This window comes from Brachyspira alvinipulli ATCC 51933 (assembly GCF_000518245.1).
Classification (GTDB): domain Bacteria; phylum Spirochaetota; class Brachyspiria; order Brachyspirales; family Brachyspiraceae; genus Brachyspira; species Brachyspira alvinipulli.
Genome location: NZ_KI912403.1, coordinates 511762 through 531589 on the forward strand (window position 1 = coordinate 511762; position 19828 = coordinate 531589).

Here is a 19828-nt window from a genome sequence, read left to right on the forward strand (position 1 = left end):
GGGTTTACATATTTATGTAAGCCCTATTTTTTTATTTTAAATCATAATATAATATTAAAAAAATTAAAAAGAGGATTAAATGAAATATATATCTAATTTACATACTCATACTATATATTGTGATGGAAAAAGTACCATAGAAGAAAATATAATACAAGCTATAGATAAAAAGTTCATAAGTTTAGGTTTTTCAGGACATTCTCATTTCAATAAAGATACCTGCTCAATGTCGGAAGAAAATACCATAAAATATTTAGAAGATTTAAAAAAATATAAAAACATATATAAAGATAAAATACAAATTTATATTGGTATAGAAGGAGATTACTATTCTAATTTAAATAAAAAAACTGATAAAGAAATGGGACTTGATTATAGAATAGGATCTGTGCATTATATTAATGATGATAATAATTATTTTCCTATAGATATGTCCAGAGAAACTTTTAATGAAGCAATAAACCATTTTGGTAATTTAAAAGAAGTTATTTATAGATACTATGATAATGTAATAAAAATGATAGAAACTCAAAAACCTGATATCATAGGACATTTGGATTTGGTAAGAAAATATAATTTAAATAAAGAATATTTTACGGAAGAAGAAGATTGGTATACAAAAAAAGTTGATGAAGTAATAGAAGTTATTGCTAAAAATGGAAATATTGTTGAAGTAAATACTAAAATTATGAACAAAAACTATTTAGATGCTCATTACCCTAATAAAAATACCATAAAAAAACTATTAAATAAAAACATACCATTAACCATAAACTCAGATGCTCATAATGCATGCAATATAGATCATTGTTATATTGAAGCTATAGAAGAGTTGAAAAAATTAGGAGTAAAATCTATAAAAATGTTAATAGACAATAAATTTCAAGACATAAATATAAACAGTTAAAAAATAAAAAGCATAGGAATATTTTTATATCCTATGCTTATATTATTATTTAATAAAAATTATTTAGTCTCTGTTAAAGTACCAGTAATTTTTATTATATTATTTTCATAAGTAGCTTGTAAATCTCCTTGCCAATAAGGAACACCATCTTTAGCTTTATCAACTATCAAAGAAGCAGCATCTGTATTGAAATCAAAATCATTTGTAGCAACAGCTTCACTTCTTTTAAAGTTCTCTGTACCGCCGCCAATTTTGAAAATTCCACTGCTATCTGATTTCATTTCAAAAATATATGGTTCAACTGTTTTTCCTCCTGCATGAACAAATCTAATAGTTATTACACCATCATCGCCTTTTGTTATTCCAGTTCCTGTTACTTTAGGACCAGTAGTACCATCAACTGTTCTTTGAGCAATACCTGAATCAGACAAACCATCATCTATATATCTAGCAGCATTGGCAGTACCAAATAATAAAAATTGTCCCATACTAACTTCCATTCTATTATTCAATACATTGTTATCTGTTGATCTGTATTTATTTAATAGATCTGGAGTTCTTGTAGGCATAGAAGTACCTGTAGCAGTATCTATTTTACCATCTATATCACCATAAGAACCTGTAATTTTCAAATATGAATTAGTGCTTATTGAAGCATTGTTAGTATCTCCAACTATAGCTTGAAAATCTATGGTTATAGTTCCTAATGCATTAGTATCAGCAGCTGAAGTAGTTCCTGTAGATGTTTCTGTTTTTTGTCCACCGCATGCAGATGCTAAAACAGCAATAGCTAAAATAATAAATATTTTTTTCACGTCTTTCCCTTTTGTTTTTAATTTGGTATATATTAATATATTATTAATTTTATGTCAAAATAATTTTTATAAACATATATATTCATTGTATTTAAATAATAATTATATATTTAAAAAAATTATAATTAGTATATAATTAATTAAACAAATCATACTTGGAGAATATATGCAATATTTAAAAGAAACAATGTTTTGGAATAATAGTTTATTTCAATATATAGTATTTGCAATCATATTTGCCATAGCAATGATTGCAATGAATTTAATTTTACTATTTTTACTTAAAATATTAGTTAAAGTAAATACTAAACTTCAAAATATTTTTATTACAGATTTAATAAAAAGTATAAAAAAAAGAACAAGACCTATTATATTACTAATATCATTAGCAATGGCAAGATTAAGCTTGAATTTACCTGAAAATTTAAGTAAATATTTTGGAAAAATAATCATAGTATTTATTATTATATTTATAATAATGTTTATATGTGACTTTATTACAAATTTCACAAACAATTATCTATCACAAAAAAAAGATGTTGTAATATCTGATGGAATTATAACTATATTAAAAGTAGTAGTATGGATTATAGGATTTTTAACTATACTATCAAATTTAGGTGTTAATGTTAATACTTTTATTACAGGACTTGGTGTAGGAGGTGTTGCAGTAGCATTTGCGGCACAAAGTATAATAGCTGACTTATTCAACTACTTTGTAATAGTATTTGATAAGCCATTTTTAAAAGGTGATTATATTCAAATAGATCAGGATTTAGGAACTGTAGAATATATAGGGGTAAAATCAACACGTATTAGAAGAAACACTGGAGAGCAGCTTTTAATATCAAATACTAATTTGCTTGCTTCCAGAATACAGAATTATAGAGTTTTAGAAAAAAGAAGAAAATATATGATGATAGGAGTTGAATATTCAACACCATTAGAAAAACTAAAAATAATACCTGATGTAGTAAAAAAAATTATAGAAAGTACAGAAAATACTGAATTTTATAGTGCCAGATTTATAGAATTTGCTGATTCTTCTCTTAATTTTGAGGTTATATATCATGTTACAATATCAGATTATGCAGAATATGTAAGAATAGTAGAAGATGTAAATTATAAATTAGTAGATGAGTTTAATAAATTAGGAATAAACTTTGCCTTCCCTTCAAGAACAATTTATATGAGCAAAGAATGATACTAAAAAATTATTAAAGGAAATAATTATATGGAAAATTATTATCGATTAAAGTCATCAAATATTATGCCTAAATTTGGAATTGGTACTTGGGGTATGGGAGAAAAAGAAGAAACCAGAGAAAAAGAAATAGATACAATAGTTTTTGCTTTACAAAATGGCATAAGATTAATTGATACTGCAGAAATGTATGGAAATGGAGAAACTGAAAGATTAGTTGGAGATACTTTAAAAAAAATTGAATATAAAAGAGAAGAGCTCTATATAATATCAAAAGTTTATCCGCATAATGCAGGAAAAGATAATATATTTAACAGTTTAGAATCTTCTTTAAAACGTTTAAATCTAAATTATTTAGATATGTATTTGCTTCATTGGAGAGGCAGAGTACCTCTAAGCGAGACAGTTGAATGTATGGAAAAAGCTAAAAAAGACGGACTTATAAAAGATTGGGGAGTTTCAAATTTTGATAAAGATGATATGAAAGAATTGAAAGCTGTAAAAGACGGTGATAAATGCACTGCTAATCAAGTATTATATCATTTAGGATCAAGAGGTGTAGACTTTGATTTAGCTCCTTATATGCAAAAAAATAATATTGCTTTGATCGCATATTGTCCTTTAGCTCAAGCAGGAAGATTAGGAAAAGATATACTCAAAAATAATGTTCTTATAAGTGTAGCAAAAAAATATAATGCCTCCCCTGCTCAGATAGCACTTGCTTTTATTTCAACTTTTGAAAACAGAATACCAATACCTAAAAGTTCTAATAAAAAACATACATTAGAAAATATAGAGTCGCAGAATATTATACTTAGTGATGAAGATATAGATATTTTAAATAAAGAATTTCCAGCACCTAATAAAAAAACGCCTTTGGATATAGTATAAAATCATATACCTTAGCAATTTGAGATTATATTTGGAGCATTTTTGTGAATTATTATGATTATAACAACTTAATAGATAAATTAGTTTGTATTATACCTTCAAAACAATATAGAAATACAATAAGAGATATTTTACAAAAAAGTGTGAAAAGTTACTATAGAACTGAATATCTTATTAATATACATAATTTAAACAACCATACAGAAAATGATTTAATAATTTTATGGGTTGGAGGAGGATTATGTGGTCAAATAAGAAAATATATATTAGGAAAATACATAGAAATAAAATATAATAAAAAAGTAAAATATGATTTAAATTGGTATAAGTATGATGGCTTAGATGATTCTAAAAAATTAAATAGAAACTTTGATCTTTTAAATATTTTTCCAGATTTAGATTTTGAAATAGCTACAGATGATGAAATAAATATATATAAAAGCTGCTTTGAAATTGATTTACCCCCACTTTATGATTTTTCTAATCTAATAGAAAATAATAAAAAATTGTATTTATCTGGAACACCAGATGACAGAAATTGTTTTTTTGAAATAAAAAACACCATTTTAGAAAGGCTAAATTTTGACAAATATTTATATAATAAACTAAATGAAAAAAATAAACTTATATTGGAGGATATAAAAAATAATAATTCTGTATCAATACATATTAGAAGAGGAGATTTTAAAGTATACGGCTTTTTAGATGATCATTATTATATTGATTCAGTTAAAAATATAATAGAAAAATTATCTCCTAATATACCTAAATTTTTCTTCTTTTCAGATGATTCAAAATATGTTAAAAAAAATATATTGAATAATTTACCAACAAAATATGAATATATAGTTGTGGAAGAAAATGATAATGATGCTGGATATATTGATTTATATTTAATGATGAATGCTAAACATCAAATAGCTTCTAATGGTTCATTTGGATATTTTGCTTATTGTTTTAATAAAAATAAAAATAAGATTTTAATATCTCCTGAGAATATGAGATACTATTATATAAAAAATATTGATAATATTTAAAAATTATTTTCAAAATATAATTGAAAAATAAATTTATATATAGTAGAATAATTGATTATAAAAAACTATATGGTTTTTACATGTATAAAAACAAAAAAATATATTTACTTTCTTTTTTTAGTTTCAACCTTTATCCTACATCTTTAAGATTTTTAAAACAAGCAAATGAATTTAATATTTTTGATAACATATTTCTATACAATGAATATACACTGCCTAAAGACCAGCAATTTGATAATATATTGAAAAGTAAGTTAAATGCTAATATTAGAGGTTTTGGGTATTGGTGTTGGAAACCTTTTATTGTATCAAAAACTTTAGAAAATATTGAATATGGGGATATATTAGTATATGCTGATATAGGATGTCATTTAAGTAAAAACGGTATAAATAGATTCTATGAATATTTAGACACTGTTATTGAAAATAATAATATGTGTGCCATTTTAGGTGCAAAAGAAAAAACATTCACAAAATCTGATTTATTTAATTATTTTAATAAATTAGATGATAAAAATATAACAGATACTTGTCAAAGACCTGCTACTTTTTTTATTTTAGAAAAAACAGAGAAAAATATCGATTTTGTAAAAAAGTGGCTTCAAGTTTTTTATGATGATTTCTCATTAGTGGACGATAGCCCATCAAAAATACCTAATTTTGAAGGTTTTATAGAAAACAGACATGATCAAAGTGTATTTTCTATACTTTCTAAGATATATGAATTAAAAGTCATAACATCTTATGAATTTGATTCCAAAGATTATAAGTATCCAATATTATTTATGCGTGATAAAAAAGATATATACGACTTTATTATAGATATAACATGTGGAAAATCGATAAAAAAAATTTCTTGGCTTATTTCATCATCTGAAAAAAGAGAAATTTTTAGGAAATATATTAAAATAAACTTAAAACAGTTAATAATAATATATTTTACTGAAAATAAAGACTTTAATAAATTTAATTATATAGTATGTAACAATTTATTATTGGATCTTTTAATAAAATTATCTATGATAAAACTTAAAAGAGAGTTAATATCAGGAATAAAAAAGAATAAAGATACTATAGAATTCACTATAAATCAAATGAGTAAATATATAAATCCTTTCCAAAATATTTAATTCTACTTACTCATATTATATTTTTTATATTACATATATATTTTTGTATTGTTTATTATAAAAAAAAGTATATAATTAGAGACAGATAAAATACAGCTATGATAAGGAGAATTTAGTATGGCAGAATTGCGTTACAATCCATTATTAGGAGATTATGTTATGATAGCAAGTCATAGACAATCTCGACCACAGATGCCTCAAAACTATTGTCCGTTTTGTCCAGGCAGCGGTAAAGTTCCAGATAATTATGATGTTCATAAATATGACAATGATTTTCCGGCTTTATCTTTTGAGCCTCCTTATCCTGATTCAGTAGATAATGGTAAATTATTTAAAACAGCTCCTGCCATTGGTAAATGCGAGGTTATATTATATTCTCCAGACCATACAAAAACATTACCTGAACTTCCTGTTGATCATATTGCTAAACTTGTTGCTTTATGGCAGGAAAGAATGAAAGCTATAGCAGAAAATAAAAAAATAAAATATATAATGCCTTTTGAAAATAAAGGAGAAGTTGTAGGTGTTACAATGCCGCATCCTCATGGACAGATATATGGTTATAGTTGGATACCTTTAAGAATAAAAAGAAAAATAGAAATGGCGGCAAGCTACTATAATGTTAATTGCAGAAATTTATTTATGGATATGATAAAGCAGGAATTAGATGACAGCAGAAGAATAGTATTTGAAAATGATCATTTTATATGTTTCTTACCTTTTGCTACAGAATATCCTTATGGTATAATGATAATGCCTAAAAAACAAACAATTTCTATTACAGATTTTAATAAAGAGGAATGCGTATCTCTTGCAGATGCTTTAAAAAAGGCTACTTCAACATTAGATTTATTATTTGATATGAAATTTCCTTATATGATGTGTATGTATAGTGCTCCTGTAAATGATGGTTTTAATTACAATGATATATGGAATTATCATATAGAATTTTTTCCGCCTATGAGAAGTAAAGAAAAACAGAAATTTAACGCTTCTTCTGAAACAGGTGCTTGGGCTCCTTGCAACCCTACTAGCCCGGAAGAAATGGCTGCTCAATTAAGAACTGCCTACATTAGGCTTATGGGAATGTAAGTGTCGCTAAAAATTACAATCATTATTCCTCATAGAATTGGTGAAAATATACAACATACATTAGAAGGGGTATATCTATCTAATTACCCTATAGAAAATATAGAAATTTTCCAAGCTGAAGGTACTCATCCTACAGTTCAAAGAAATGAATGTATCAAACAATCTTCCGGTGATGTAATCTATTTTATAGACAATGACTCTATTGTAAACTCTGACAACATAAAGAAAGCAGTAGAAATATTTGAAAAAGATAAAAATGTTGCAATAGTAGGAGGACCTGCAATTCATAAGGTAAACTCAACTACAGAAATGTACATAGATAATTGTATGCGTTCTTATTACGCTGTAGGTCCCATAGCAAATAGATATAGTATTGATAAATCAGACTCAAAAGAAGGTACAGATAAAGATGTTATACTTTGCAATCTCTTTATAAGACGAGATGTGCTAATTGAAGCAGGGCTCTTTAATGAAAGTTTATACCCTAATGAAGAAAATGCATTAATAGATAAAATACTTTCTTTAGGATATAAATTAATATATGATCCTAGTATAATAGTTCAAAGACCTCCAAGAGAAAATTTAAAATCATATATAAAAATGCTTCTTAACTATGGAAGAGGTAGATTTGAGCAGTTATTTAGGGATTTTAATAAAAAAAATTTGATATTCACATTACCTTCTTTTTTTTCTACATATATAATATCAATCCCATTTGTATTATTTTTGTATTTACATACAAATAATTTGATGATAGCTTTATATTTTATACCATTTATTATTTATTTTATTATAACATTATTAGCAGGAATAATAACATCATTAAAAGACTCCGGAATAAAAAATAAAATAAGAGGAATATTTATTTACCCATTTATGTTTTTTATTACGCATTTCTTTTATGGACTAGGATTTTTCTATTGTTTAATTAGAATTATCAGCGGATTTCAAAGAATAGCAAAATTTTCTATAAAAAAGCATAAATCTTTTGAATAATATAAATTAAATAAAAAATTCTTACAATTTCATATTGAAAATAAAAATAAATTATATACTATTTATTACACTGATTTTTAAAGGACTATAATTTATAAAAAATGAAACACTATATTAAATATATTTCATGTATTTTAGGTATTTTTACATGCAGTTTATACTCTATGTACAATTTTAATGTTAATGAAGCTTTTTATGGAAAAAAGAATTCTAATCCTTCTGTTGTAGATATAGATGATATAAAATTTGAAGATTATTCAATGAATTTAAGTATAATAGATTTTCCTATGCTTAGTACCTTTTTAATAGTAGAAAATAAACTTCCAATTTTATCTATATTTTTAGATCTATATAAATTTATGGGCTATGATGAAAATGTAAGAACTTACATAAGTTATTGGAATTTTTTTAGAACATTAAAAACTATAGAATGGTATTTTGTAGAAGATAATGATAACATTTCAGCTTCATTTACTTATTCAAGCAGCATGAATGTTAACTATAATTCAATGATAAGAGACTTGTCGGCCTCTTACAGCAGATTTAGATTAGATACAAATATTTTATTTGGAATACACTTTTATTTATAGAATATATTATTTATTAAGAAAAATATTTAATTTTTTTTAATAAAGTTTGTTTTTTATTAAAATAAAAATTTGCAAATTATAATTATTTATGATATAGTGTATAGAAAATTATATTAACTAAAAAAGGTTATAGGTGTCTGATTCTAGTAAATACGAAATAATAACGCTTGATGGTCCTTCTGGAGCTGGTAAAAGCACAATAGCTAAATTAGTAGCTAAAAAGCTATCTTTCAAATATTTAGACACAGGGGCTATGTATAGAGCTGTAACCTTATATATGATTAAAAATAATATAGATATAGATGATAAAACAGAAGTCATATCTGCTCTTAATAATTTAGATATAAATTTTGATAGTGATGGAAAAATATACTTAAATGGTGAAGATGTATCCGAAGCTATAAGAAGCATTGAAGTTGTAAATTTAGTATCCAAAGTATCTTCTATTAGTGTAGTTAGACAAAATATGGTTTCATTACAAAGAAAAATAGCTAAAGATGGAATGTATGTTATAGACGGCAGAGATATAGGAAGTGTTGTTTTTCCAAATGCCAAATATAAATTTTATATAGATGCTTCTTTAGATGAAAGAGCTAAACGAAGACATACTGAGGAAATATCTAAAGGCAAAAATATCACTTATGATGAAGTGAAAGAAAGCATTAGAAAAAGAGATGAATTTGACTCAAATAGAGAAGACAGTCCGCTTGTAGTACCGGAAAATGCCTGCATTATAGATACTACCAGCATGACTATAAATGAAGTTGTTGAAAAAATCACAAATGTGGTTTTAAATATAAAATCTAATTAATAAATTAGATATTTTAACCTGTGAAACTACAGGAGGGAGAAGGACGATGGAAGATAATAAAAATTTACCAAATAATGATGATCAAGAGTTATTTCTTAAAGCTGTTGAAGGCTTAAAAGATAATAGTTCTATAGGTCATAAAAAAACAGTAAAAGGTAAAGTAGTACAAGTTGATGAATCTGATGTTTTTATAGATTTTGATTTCAAATCTGAAGGTAAAATTAAAAGAAGCGAATTTGATAAAGAGCCTGCTATTGGAGAAGAAGTTGAAGCTGTTATTACAGGAGAGGATGATAATAATATATTATTATCTAAAATTGAAGTAGATAAAAGAAAAGCACAGGACATAATAGATAATGCTGTTAGAAACAACACTACAGTTAAAGGTGTTGTTAAAGATATTACTAAAGGAGGATTCACTGTTTCTATAAGCGGACATCCGGCTTTTTGTCCTTTTTCCTTAATAGATATAGCAAAAGGAATTAAAGATACTGATCATATTGGTAAAGAATACGAGTTTAAAATTATTAAAAAAGATAAAAAAGATGTTGTAGTATCAAGAAAAGCATTATTAGAAGAAACTCAGAATAGAAATATAGAATCTTTCCTAGATAATTTAAAAGAAAATGGGATAATAAGCGGTAAAGTTAAAAATATAGAAAAATTTGGTGCTTTTATTGAAATAACTCCAGGATTTGACGGTTTTCTTGCAATACCTAATATGTCTTGGGATAAAGTTATAAATCCTAAATCTATCATATCTAAAGACGATGAAAGAATGTTTAAAGTTCTTTCTGTTGATAAAGAAAAACGTAAAGTTGATTTGGGACTTAAGCAGTTAGATGAAGATCCATGGAGCAAATTTGTTGAACAATATCATGTAAATGATGTTATTAACGGTGAAGTTACAAATGTTAAAAAATTTGGTGCTTTTGTTAAAGTAGCTAATGGTATAGAAGGACTTGTTCATATATCTGATTTAAGTTGGAATTCATATGTTAATAGCCCTAATGATTTCGTTAAAAAAGGCGATTTCTTAGAGTGTAAAATATTAGATATGAATGTTCCAGAAAGAAAATTAACTTTAGGATTAAAGCAAGTTAAAGAAAATCCTTGGGATACTGTAGAAAAAGATTTCCCAGCAAAATCTAGCGTAAAATGTAAAGTTAAAAGAATTATTAAAGGCTTTACAGTATTTGAACTTCCTAATGGTTTGGAAGGAACATGTGATATGAGCGATTTTGATTGGAAAAACAATGTTGTAAATATGAAAGACTATGTTAAAGAAGGTGAAGAAGTTAATATGGTTATCATGTCTATAGACAGAGATAAACAAAAAATAAAATTAAGCTATAAACATACTAAAGAAAGTCCTTGGAGATTATTTGAAAAAGCTCATCCTCAAGGTTCTATAGTAGACGGTGTAGTAAAAGCTATTGTTGATTCAGGTGCTATCGTTTCTTTAGAAAATGATTTAGAAGGATATATGCATGTTTCTCAAGTTGAAATACCTAAAGGAAGCACTTTAGAAGAAACTGTAAAAGTAGGAGAAACTTATCCTTTCGTTGTAAGAGAAGTTAATCAAAGTAAGAGAAGAATATCTCTTTCAAGAAGAGAATATTTAGAAGTTCAAAACAAAAAAGAAACACAAAATTATATTTCAAAAGCTGAACCTACATCTTTAACTTATAACCCATTTGATAATATTAAAAACTAATATTTCATAATATTAAAATAAAAAATCCTAATGTTTATTACAACATTAGGATTTTTTATTTACTTGACAACTATGTTTTTTTATATATAATTTTTGTATCTTTTTTAGAGGTAATATAATAATGAAAAAAATATTAATAATATATTCTGAATATACTGGTCATGGACATAAAAGTGCTAATGAAGCTTTAGCAAATGCTTTTCATAAGATTTATGGAGACGAAATTGTATGCAAATCTATAAACGGATTTAAATTGGGCGATTTTGAGATGATTTCAGCTGAAAGACTTTATAATATATGTGTTAAATATTTCCCTAATATATGGGGAAAAATTTTTAATTTTTCTAACAATGGCAGTATTACTGTAAATAAACAAATTTCTAGAAAAATAAAACGCAGATTTTTGAAAATAATAGATAGTTATAAACCTGATTTAATATTAAGCGTACATCCGTTATTTAATGGAAGTATATTAAATGTTTTAGAAAAAAATAAATTAGATACCAAGATGTACATATTATTAACAGATTTAGTAAGCGTAACAAATATATGGCTTGATAACAGAGCAGACAGAATAATAAGCCCTTCTAAAGAAGCCACTGATTTTATTATAAACAACAACATTGATAAAGATAAAGTTGTAACTTTTGGAATACCTGTAAGAGATCATTTTAAAGCACCATTTGATAGTTTAGAAGAGCTTAAAAAAAATACAAACATAAACGGAAAATTAAGAGTTTTAATATTAAATAACACAGAAAGATCCAAAAGAATATTTTATATGATAAGAAATCTGCATGAAAAATATGACTGCGATGTCACAGTTGTATGCGGAAGAAATAAGAATAATTATAAAAAATTGAAATACAGATTAAGAAACTATCAAAGAGAAGTTAATGTTATAGGATATACTAAGGAATTATTCAAATTATTCTATGATAATGATATTTTAATAACTAGATGCGGTTCTCTATCTATAGTTGAAGCTATTAATTGTATCATACCTATAATTTCTATGGGAGCATTGCCTGGGCAGGAAGAAGGCACACCTATGTATTTGGAACAAAATGGATTAGGATATAGTACTTCTTCTACTGATGATATTTTCAATAAAATAGATTTATTGATAGCAAATAATAGGGAAGGTTTAGTTAAAATGAGAGAAGCACAATTTAACTATTATGGTAGAAATGTTACAGATAAAATAGTAAAATATATAGCTGATGATTTACTTGGTTCATGAGGTAAAAAATTGATTAGCAATATAAAAATGAATGAACTTATATCCGATATAGATTTTTCATTAATAGAACCTAAAAATTATTATTCTATATCTCAAAAAGAAAATCAGAATAATGAAAAATATTGGACTGTAAATAAAGAAATTGACTGTACTTTATGTAGTACTTCGGCAAGCGGATTAGAATTAACACATTATGAATATGAGGAAAATGAAATATATATATCAAACAGCAAAAATCTAAAAGATGTTTTAAATCTTTCATTAAAAATTTTTGTATCTATAAAAAAAATACTTCAAGAAAATTATAATGATACTGTATTTGATATTATATTTTCTATAAATTCAGGAGAAAAAGACATAGCTCCTCATGCTATAATTAGATTTTATGCTATTAGAGATAATTTCAGAATAATAGATTTAAAAAATATTGAAAACTTTAAATCAGAAGCTGTTTTAATAGATACTGTTAATGATTAAAAATGATTCTATGAAAAATATAAGAAAAATAATTATACTTTTAATATTAGCATTTGTATCTATGATAATTTCAATAAGTGTAGGAAGTATATTCATATCTCCTAAAGAAATAGCTGCTGCATTTTTATATAAAATATTTAATATAGAATTAATAAAAGATTTAAACAAAATAAATACTGATATAATATTTAATATAAGATTTTCTCATACTATATTAGCTTTTTTTACAGGTGCTTCTTTATCAATAACAGGTACTATAATACAATCAATTTTAAGAAACCCATTAGCATCAACATATAATTTAGGAGTATCATCCGGAGCAGGTCTTGGAGTATCAATATTAATGGTTTTAGGTATAAATTATTCTCAGATTTTGTATATATTTTCTGCTATTGCATTTGCATTTATAACAATTATCATTATTTTAACTATATCAAAAACTATAGACAAATATATGAATAATAATTCTATAATACTTGCAGGAATAATTATATCTTTATTTGTAAATTCAATAATGAGTTTTTTGACATACTTATTTCCAAAATACTCTAATAGAATAATTATGTGGCAGCTTGGAAGTTTATCATTAAAGAATTGGAATTTAATATTTATAATTATTTTTATAACTATAATATTTTTAATTATATCGATGCATTATTCTAATATTTTGGATATTATGACATTCGGAGATAATACAGCCTATTCATTGGGAATAAATACTAAATATATGAAAATATTTTTTATAATAATATCATCTTTTGTTACTTCAATTATAGTATCATTTGTAGGTATAATAGGATTTATTGATTTAGCATCGCCTCATATTGCAAGAAAATTATTCTCTGCTAAGCATATAATGGTAATACCAATGTCTGCATTAATAGGAGGAATATTATTGGTTATATCAGATATTCTATCAAGGGTAATAATACAAGGTTCAAATATACCAATAGGAATTATAACCGCTGTAATAGGAGCACCTTTTTTCTTTTATATATTTATGAAAAAATAGGAATAAAATAAATGTTGGAAGTAAATAAATTATCATTTTCTTATAACAAACAGGATAAAATACTGCATGATATATCTTTCAATGTTGAAGAAGGTGAAATTTTATGTATATTAGGTCCTAACGGATGCGGAAAAACTACTTTATTAAAATCATTATGTAAAATAACAGATTTTGAAGGAAATATATATATAGACGGAGAGAATATAAAAAATAAAGATAGAATATACATCTCAAAAAAAATAGCATTTATGAGTCAAATGTCTGATATATATTTTGATTATAATGTTTATGATACTGTGATGTTGGGAAGATACTCAAATTTTGCTGATAAATTATTTTTAATGCCTAAAGAAGAGGATAAAAAAATTGTACTAAATTATATTGATAAATTAAATTTGAATCATTTAAAAAATAAATCAATAAAAGAAATTTCAGGGGGAGAACTCCAGAGAGTATTTCTGGCTATGATTTTCAGTCAAAATCCAAATATTATATTATTAGATGAGCCTACTAATCATTTAGATATAAACAGTCAGATAGAACTTATTAATAATTTAAAAGAATGGGTTCATAATAATAAAAAAAAGTCTTTAATAGCTGTTTTGCATGATATAAGTACTGCATTAAATTTTGCTGATAAAATATTGATTTTAAAAGAAGGAAGAAAAGAATATTTTGGGGAAGTAAAAAACTTTGACATTAATATACTTAATGAAATTTATAATATAAATTTAAAAAAATATATGAAATCATTATTAGAAATATGGAAGTAATAAATTTGTACTTGATATTTATTTATTGAATGTTATAATATTCTAACAATGAAGGTTATAAAGTAGATTAATTAATTTTTCTATTTTATATAAATCACAAAATATAAAAAAGGAGAATTTAGAATGGCTGGTGATAAAACATTATGTTTTTGTATGGCTGTAACAGAGAAGCAAGTTAGGGACGCTATTATTTCAAAAAAATTAAAAACTGTAGAAGAAGTCTCTAAAGCTACTAAAGCAGGAACTGGATGCGGTGGATGTAAAGACGCTATTCAAAAAATTTTAAACGAAATCAATAAATAAATTTTATCAAAAATTTAATATTATTTTTATATTCCAATAATTAATATACATAGTAATTATAGTATATTAATAATTAACTTAGATGGAGGTAGGAACATGTGGGAATATACAGATAAGGTAAAGGATCATTTTATAAATCCTAGAAATGTGGGAGAAATAAAGAATCCTGATGCTGAGGCTATGACCGGAAGTATTGTATGCGGTGATGCACTAAAATTAACATTAAAAATAAATAAAGATACTGAAGTTATAGAGGATGCAAAATTCCAAACATTCGGATGTGCTTCTGCAATAGCAAGCAGCAGTATACTTACAGAAATGATTAAAGGAAAAACTCTTGATGAGGCTAAAAAAATAACAAATAAAGATATAGCTATGGAATTAGGAGGACTTCCTGAAGAGAAAATGCATTGTTCTGTTATGGGAATGGAAACTTTGGAAAAAGCTATTAATAATTACAGAGGTATAGCTACTAATGAAGATGAACATGATGAAGGAGCTATAATTTGTAAATGTTTCGGCATAACAGATACTAAAATAAAAAGAGCTATAAGGGAAAATAAATTAAAAACTGTAGAAGAGGTAACATTCTATACTAAAGCAGGAGGAGGATGCGGAGCTTGTAAAGTTAAAATAGAAGATATTTTAAATGAAGAATTGGCAGATATGGAAAGAGAAGCCAAAAATGCTCCTATGACTACTGTTCAAAAAATAAAAAAAATAGAAGAGGCTTTAGAAAGAGTTATTAACCCTATGCTCAAAATGGATGGAGGAAGCTGCAGACTTGTGGATGTTGATGGAAATAAGGTTATGATAGAATTTAAAGGAGCATGTTCTTCTTGTGCTTCTTCAAAAAATACTTTGAAAGGCTTTGTTGAACCAAAAATAAAAGAGTTAGTTCATAAAGACTTAGAAGTAGTTGGAGTGTAATATGTCAGAAAATAAAAAAATAATATATTTAGACAATAATGCTACTACAAGAGTATATGAAGAAGTATTGGAGGCCATGCTTCCATATTTTAAAGACCAATATTTTAACCCTTCAAGTATGTATACTTCAGCAGGAAATGTACATAAACAAATGGAAAAAGGAAGGGAGCAAGTAGCTGATTTTTTAGGATGTGATCCTATTGAGGTATGTTTTATATCATGCGGAAGTGAAGGTGATAATATGGCAATAAGGGGAACTATAGACGCCTACCCTACTAAAAATCATATTATTACAACTAAAGTTGAACATCCTGCTGTAATAGAGACTTGTAAAGATTTAGAAAGACATGGATACAGAGTAACATATCTCCCTGTTGATAATGATGGCAATATAGATTTAGATGAATTAAAAAGTGCAGTAAATGAAAATACTGCTATAGTTTCTATAATGTATGCCAATAATGAAACAGGTGTAATTTTCCCTATTAAAGAAATAGGAGAGATAGTAAAAAATGCTGGTTCTGTATTCCATGTTGATGCTGTTCAGGCTGCAGGAAAATTACCTTTAAACATGAAAAATGAACCTTATATTGATATGCTTACAATTGCAGGTCATAAAATACATGCCCCTAAAGGTATAGGTGCTTTATATATCAAAAATGGTACAAAGTTAAGAACTGTACAAACAGGCGGACATCAGGAAAGAGGCCGTAGAGCAGGTACCGAAAATGTGCCTTATATCATTGGTTTAGGAAAGGCAGCCTCTATGGTAAAAACAGAGCTTCCTAAATTTAATGAACATACAGCAAAATTAAGAGACACTTTAGAAGCAGAAGTATCTAAAAGAATAACAGATATTAAAATAAATGGAAAAGGTGCTAATAGAGTAAGCAATACTACAAATATAAGCTTTAAAAATATAGAAGGAGAAGCTGTACTTTTATTGTTAGATGGATATGGTATATGCTGTTCAAGCGGAAGTGCCTGTTCTTCTGGTACATTAGAGCCTTCTCCTGTACTTCAAGCTATGGGAGTGCCTTTTGAATATGCTCATAGTTCTACAAGATTTTCTATGTCATTAGATAACACTATGGAAGATATAATGTACACAGCTGATGCAGTAGAAAAAATCGTAGCTAGACTTAGAGATATTTCACCTTACAGAAATTAAAAATTAAATCTAAATATTATAACCCATCTTATATGATGGGTTTTTCTTTTTTTATAAAAATACAAAAAAATATACTTTTTGAATATAAATGTTCAATTTGTATTGACTTCATAACCATAATTCCATATAATATTTATCAATTAAAAAATTTTTTTAAGGGGTATTATTATGGGGTATCAAGAATTAAATGATATCATAGTTTCCATGAGAAGAGATTTGCACCAAATACCAGAAGTTGGTACAGATCTTCCTCAAACAAAAAGTTATGTTATGAACAAATTAAAAGAACTTGGACTTTCACCTGTTGAATGTTCATTAGATTCTGGTATAGTATGCGATATAGGAGACTCTAGTTCAGGCAATATAGTTGGAATAAGAGCTGATATGGATGCTTTACCTATAGTAGAAGAAACAGGATGCGATTATGCCTCTAAAAACGGTAATATGCATGCTTGCGGACATGATGCTCATACTGCTTGTCTTTTAGGTGCTGCTAATTATTTATTGGAAAACAAATCAAGATTAAAAGGTGCTGTAAGATTAGTTTTCCAAACAGCTGAAGAGATTACTAAAGGTGCTAACAATTTAATAAATGATGGTTTATTAAATGGTGTTAAAGCTATAGTTGGAACTCATGTAGGTACTATAGCTACAGATGTACCTAATGGAGAATTCGTGCTTCAAGGCGGACCTTTAATGGCATCAAACGATAGATTTGCAATAAAAGTTATAGGAAAAGGATCTCACGGAGCATATCCTCATTCAGGAGTTGATCCTATTTTAACATCAAGTCAAATAATACAAGGACTTTATAATATAAAAAGCAGAGAAATATTGGCTACAGATGCTACTGTAATTTCTGTATGTATAATTCATGCCGGAAGTCAATATAATATAATACCTGCTGAGGTAACTATAGAAGGTACTTTCAGAACATTCAGTGAAGAAAATAGAAGATTTATAGGAAGCAGAATAAAAGAGATAGCAGAATCTATAGCTATTGCAAACAGAGCTAAAGCAGAAGTTGAAATAGTATGGGGATGTCCTCCTGTTATCAATGATAATCAAATAGCTGAACAATTAAGTCAGGTTTGTAAAGAACTTGGATTTAAAAAAGCTGCTCCTTTTGTACCATCTATGGGAGGAGAAGATTTTTCAGAATATCAGCATAAAATGCCTGGAGTATTCATATTCTTCTCAACAATGACAGAAAAGAATATACCTCACCATAACAGCAAATTTGAAATAGATGAATCAAAATTATATCAGCCGTCTGTTTTAATGAGCGAATGGGCTATAAAATATTTAGGAGATAAATAATGAATGAAGAGATTTTAAGGATAGCCAATCAGGCGATATTATGGCCTTTATGTGCTGTAGTAGTTATTATTTCTTTAGTACAGGCTATTCTATATACAAGATTAGCTAATAAAACAGCAAAAACTTTAGGAATATCAAGCGATACTTGTAAAAAGGCTTTCAGAGCCGGTTTGCTTACTGCAATAGGTCCTGCCATATCTGGTTTTATAGTTATGGTTGGTATGATATCTGTAATAGGTGCTCCAATGAGTTGGATGCGTCTTTCTATAATAGGTGCTGCTACAACAGAAATGGCTGGTGCTCAATTTGGTGCTGAAGCTATGGGAGTTAAATTCGGTGGACCTGATTATACAGAAGTAGCATTAATTGTATCTTGGATAACTATGGCTGCAAATGGATGCGGATGGTTAATATCTGCTTCTATATTAGGAAGTAAATTAGAAGGTTTAAGACAAAAGATATCTGGAGGAAACCAAGCAGGATTAGCTTTATTATCTGCTGCATCAATGGTTGCTGTATTTGGTAATTTAGCTTCCGGATATTTACCAAAAATGGATACTGCAGCTTCTGTATTAGCCGCTGCTGCTGCTATGTTTGTACTTCTTAAATATGTATCAAAAACTAAAATTGGTCAAAAAATAAAAGAATATAATCTAGGAATTGCGATGATTTTCGGAATGATAGTTGCATTAATTGTTAAAATGACTGTAATGGGAGGAGCTTAATTATGGATGATAAAGAATTTGCCAAGATATGGAATGGTCCTGTTAATTTAATAGGACGTGTTACATTGCTATCTGCTGTTGTAGCATCATTCTTTCCTGTTACTTATTTAATGATAAGCCACCATATATTTCCTCCTATAGATGTTGTTTTAAAGGCTTGGATTTTAGTTGCTTCTTCTTATGGAGTAATGTATATACTTGAACCTATAAGTTATTATCCTGTTTTAGGTTTATCCGGAACTTACATGAATTTCTTATCAGGAAACGGAGGAAACATGAGAGTACCTGCTGCTGCATGTGCTTTGGATGTAACAGAAACACCTCCTGGAACAAGAAATGTAGAAATAATATCAGCATTAGGTATAGCAGGTTCTATAATAACAAATTTATTTTTTGTTACTTTAGCTGCTGTATTAGGAGCTGCAATATTAAATGCTGTTCCTGCAATTATTGCTGATGCTTTCAAATCTTATGCTGTACCTGCTGTATTTGGTGCTGTATTAATGCAGTTTGGAATTAAATATCCTAAATTATTAATATTTGGATTAGGTGTTCCTTTAGCATGTAAATTATTATTACCTTCAATGCCAGCATTTGCTGTTACCTTGTCTGGTTTAATAATAACTATAGTAGCATCAAAATTTATGTATAAAGTACAAAGCTAAAATAAAGTTTTGAAGATTA

General features: G+C 26.7%; 21 protein-coding genes. 20 read left to right on the plus strand and 1 reads right to left on the minus strand.

The features are described 5' to 3' along the window. The first annotated feature begins 79 nt into the window (after positions 1-79). Positions 80-907 carry a histidinol-phosphatase gene (locus tag T324_RS0109835; protein WP_028330095.1) on the plus strand — a complete coding sequence of 276 codons (828 nt, stop codon included), beginning with the start codon at positions 80-82 and terminating at the stop codon, positions 905-907. Between the two features lie 59 nt (positions 908-966). Here the strand turns inward: T324_RS0109835 and T324_RS0109840 are convergent, their stop codons facing one another. After that, complete coding sequence (locus tag T324_RS0109840) at positions 967-1722, minus strand: hypothetical protein (protein ID WP_028330096.1); 756 nt, start codon at positions 1720-1722, stop codon at positions 967-969. Positions 1723-1888: 166 nt separating this feature from the next. Here T324_RS0109840 and T324_RS0109845 point away from each other — a divergent pair, with 166 nt between their 5' ends. The 19 genes from T324_RS0109845 to T324_RS0109935 all read left to right on the plus strand — a co-directional run bounded on the left by T324_RS0109845 (position 1889) and on the right by T324_RS0109935 (position 19809). Next, positions 1889-2926 carry a mechanosensitive ion channel family protein gene (locus tag T324_RS0109845; RefSeq protein WP_028330097.1) on the plus strand — a complete coding sequence of 346 codons (1038 nt, stop codon included), beginning with the start codon at positions 1889-1891 and terminating at the stop codon, positions 2924-2926. A gap of 30 nt (positions 2927-2956) precedes the next feature. After that, on the plus strand, positions 2957-3817 hold the full coding sequence (locus T324_RS0109850; RefSeq protein ID WP_038375179.1) for an aldo/keto reductase: 861 nt from the start codon (positions 2957-2959) through the stop codon (positions 3815-3817). A 44-nt stretch (positions 3818-3861) separates the two neighbouring features. Next, positions 3862-4854 carry an alpha-1,2-fucosyltransferase gene (locus tag T324_RS0109855; protein WP_028330099.1) on the plus strand — a complete coding sequence of 331 codons (993 nt, stop codon included), beginning with the start codon at positions 3862-3864 and terminating at the stop codon, positions 4852-4854. Between the two features lie 80 nt (positions 4855-4934). Then, complete coding sequence (locus T324_RS0109860) at positions 4935-5984, plus strand: hypothetical protein (protein ID WP_028330100.1); 1050 nt, start codon at positions 4935-4937, stop codon at positions 5982-5984. Positions 5985-6101: 117 nt separating this feature from the next. Then, positions 6102-7076, plus strand: a complete 975-nt coding sequence (gene galT / locus T324_RS0109865; protein ID WP_028330101.1) for a galactose-1-phosphate uridylyltransferase — start codon at positions 6102-6104, stop codon at positions 7074-7076. After that, complete coding sequence (locus tag T324_RS0109870) at positions 7077-8072, plus strand: glycosyltransferase (RefSeq protein ID WP_028330102.1); 996 nt, start codon at positions 7077-7079, stop codon at positions 8070-8072. It abuts the gene before it with no gap. A gap of 101 nt (positions 8073-8173) precedes the next feature. Continuing rightward, positions 8174-8662, plus strand: a complete 489-nt coding sequence (locus tag T324_RS0109875) for a hypothetical protein (RefSeq protein WP_028330103.1) — start codon at positions 8174-8176, stop codon at positions 8660-8662. 133 nt (positions 8663-8795) lie between these two features. Next, entirely contained in the window at positions 8796-9473 is a 678-nt protein-coding gene (gene cmk / locus T324_RS0109880) for a (d)CMP kinase (protein WP_028330104.1), read from the plus strand. A gap of 46 nt (positions 9474-9519) precedes the next feature. After that, positions 9520-11190 (plus strand): S1 RNA-binding domain-containing protein, encoded by a 1671-nt coding sequence (locus T324_RS0109885; protein ID WP_028330105.1) that lies wholly within the window; start codon positions 9520-9522, stop codon positions 11188-11190. A 121-nt stretch (positions 11191-11311) separates the two neighbouring features. Beyond that, complete coding sequence (locus T324_RS0109890) at positions 11312-12433, plus strand: MGDG synthase family glycosyltransferase (protein WP_028330106.1); 1122 nt, start codon at positions 11312-11314, stop codon at positions 12431-12433. 9 nt (positions 12434-12442) lie between these two features. Next, complete coding sequence (locus tag T324_RS0109895; protein WP_028330107.1) at positions 12443-12910, plus strand: hypothetical protein; 468 nt, start codon at positions 12443-12445, stop codon at positions 12908-12910. After that, complete coding sequence (locus tag T324_RS0109900) at positions 12903-13922, plus strand: FecCD family ABC transporter permease (RefSeq protein ID WP_245580678.1); 1020 nt, start codon at positions 12903-12905, stop codon at positions 13920-13922. Before T324_RS0109895 ends, T324_RS0109900 begins: the two co-directional genes overlap by 8 nt. Positions 13923-13933: 11 nt before the next feature. Next, on the plus strand, positions 13934-14695 hold the full coding sequence (locus T324_RS0109905) for an ABC transporter ATP-binding protein (protein ID WP_028330109.1): 762 nt from the start codon (positions 13934-13936) through the stop codon (positions 14693-14695). 123 nt (positions 14696-14818) lie between these two features. Then, positions 14819-14998 carry a (2Fe-2S)-binding protein gene (locus tag T324_RS0109910; RefSeq protein ID WP_028330110.1) on the plus strand — a complete coding sequence of 60 codons (180 nt, stop codon included), beginning with the start codon at positions 14819-14821 and terminating at the stop codon, positions 14996-14998. Between the two features lie 96 nt (positions 14999-15094). Continuing rightward, positions 15095-15928: a Fe-S cluster assembly protein NifU gene (gene nifU / locus T324_RS0109915; protein ID WP_028330111.1), complete on the plus strand. Its 834-nt coding sequence runs from the start codon at positions 15095-15097 to the stop codon at positions 15926-15928. A gap of 1 nt (position 15929) precedes the next feature. Beyond that, on the plus strand, positions 15930-17099 hold the full coding sequence (nifS, locus tag T324_RS0109920; protein ID WP_028330112.1) for a cysteine desulfurase NifS: 1170 nt from the start codon (positions 15930-15932) through the stop codon (positions 17097-17099). 168 nt (positions 17100-17267) lie between these two features. Beyond that, the gene (locus T324_RS0109925; protein ID WP_028330113.1) at positions 17268-18419 is read left to right on the plus strand and encodes a M20 metallopeptidase family protein; all 1152 of its coding nucleotides are present in this window, start codon (positions 17268-17270) and stop codon (positions 18417-18419) included. After that, on the plus strand, positions 18419-19144 hold the full coding sequence (locus tag T324_RS0109930; protein WP_038375183.1) for a DUF5058 family protein: 726 nt from the start codon (positions 18419-18421) through the stop codon (positions 19142-19144). Before T324_RS0109925 ends, T324_RS0109930 begins: the two co-directional genes overlap by 1 nt. A gap of 2 nt (positions 19145-19146) precedes the next feature. Further along, positions 19147-19809, plus strand: a complete 663-nt coding sequence (locus T324_RS0109935; protein WP_028330115.1) for a hypothetical protein — start codon at positions 19147-19149, stop codon at positions 19807-19809. The last annotated feature ends 19 nt before the right edge of the window (positions 19810-19828 follow it).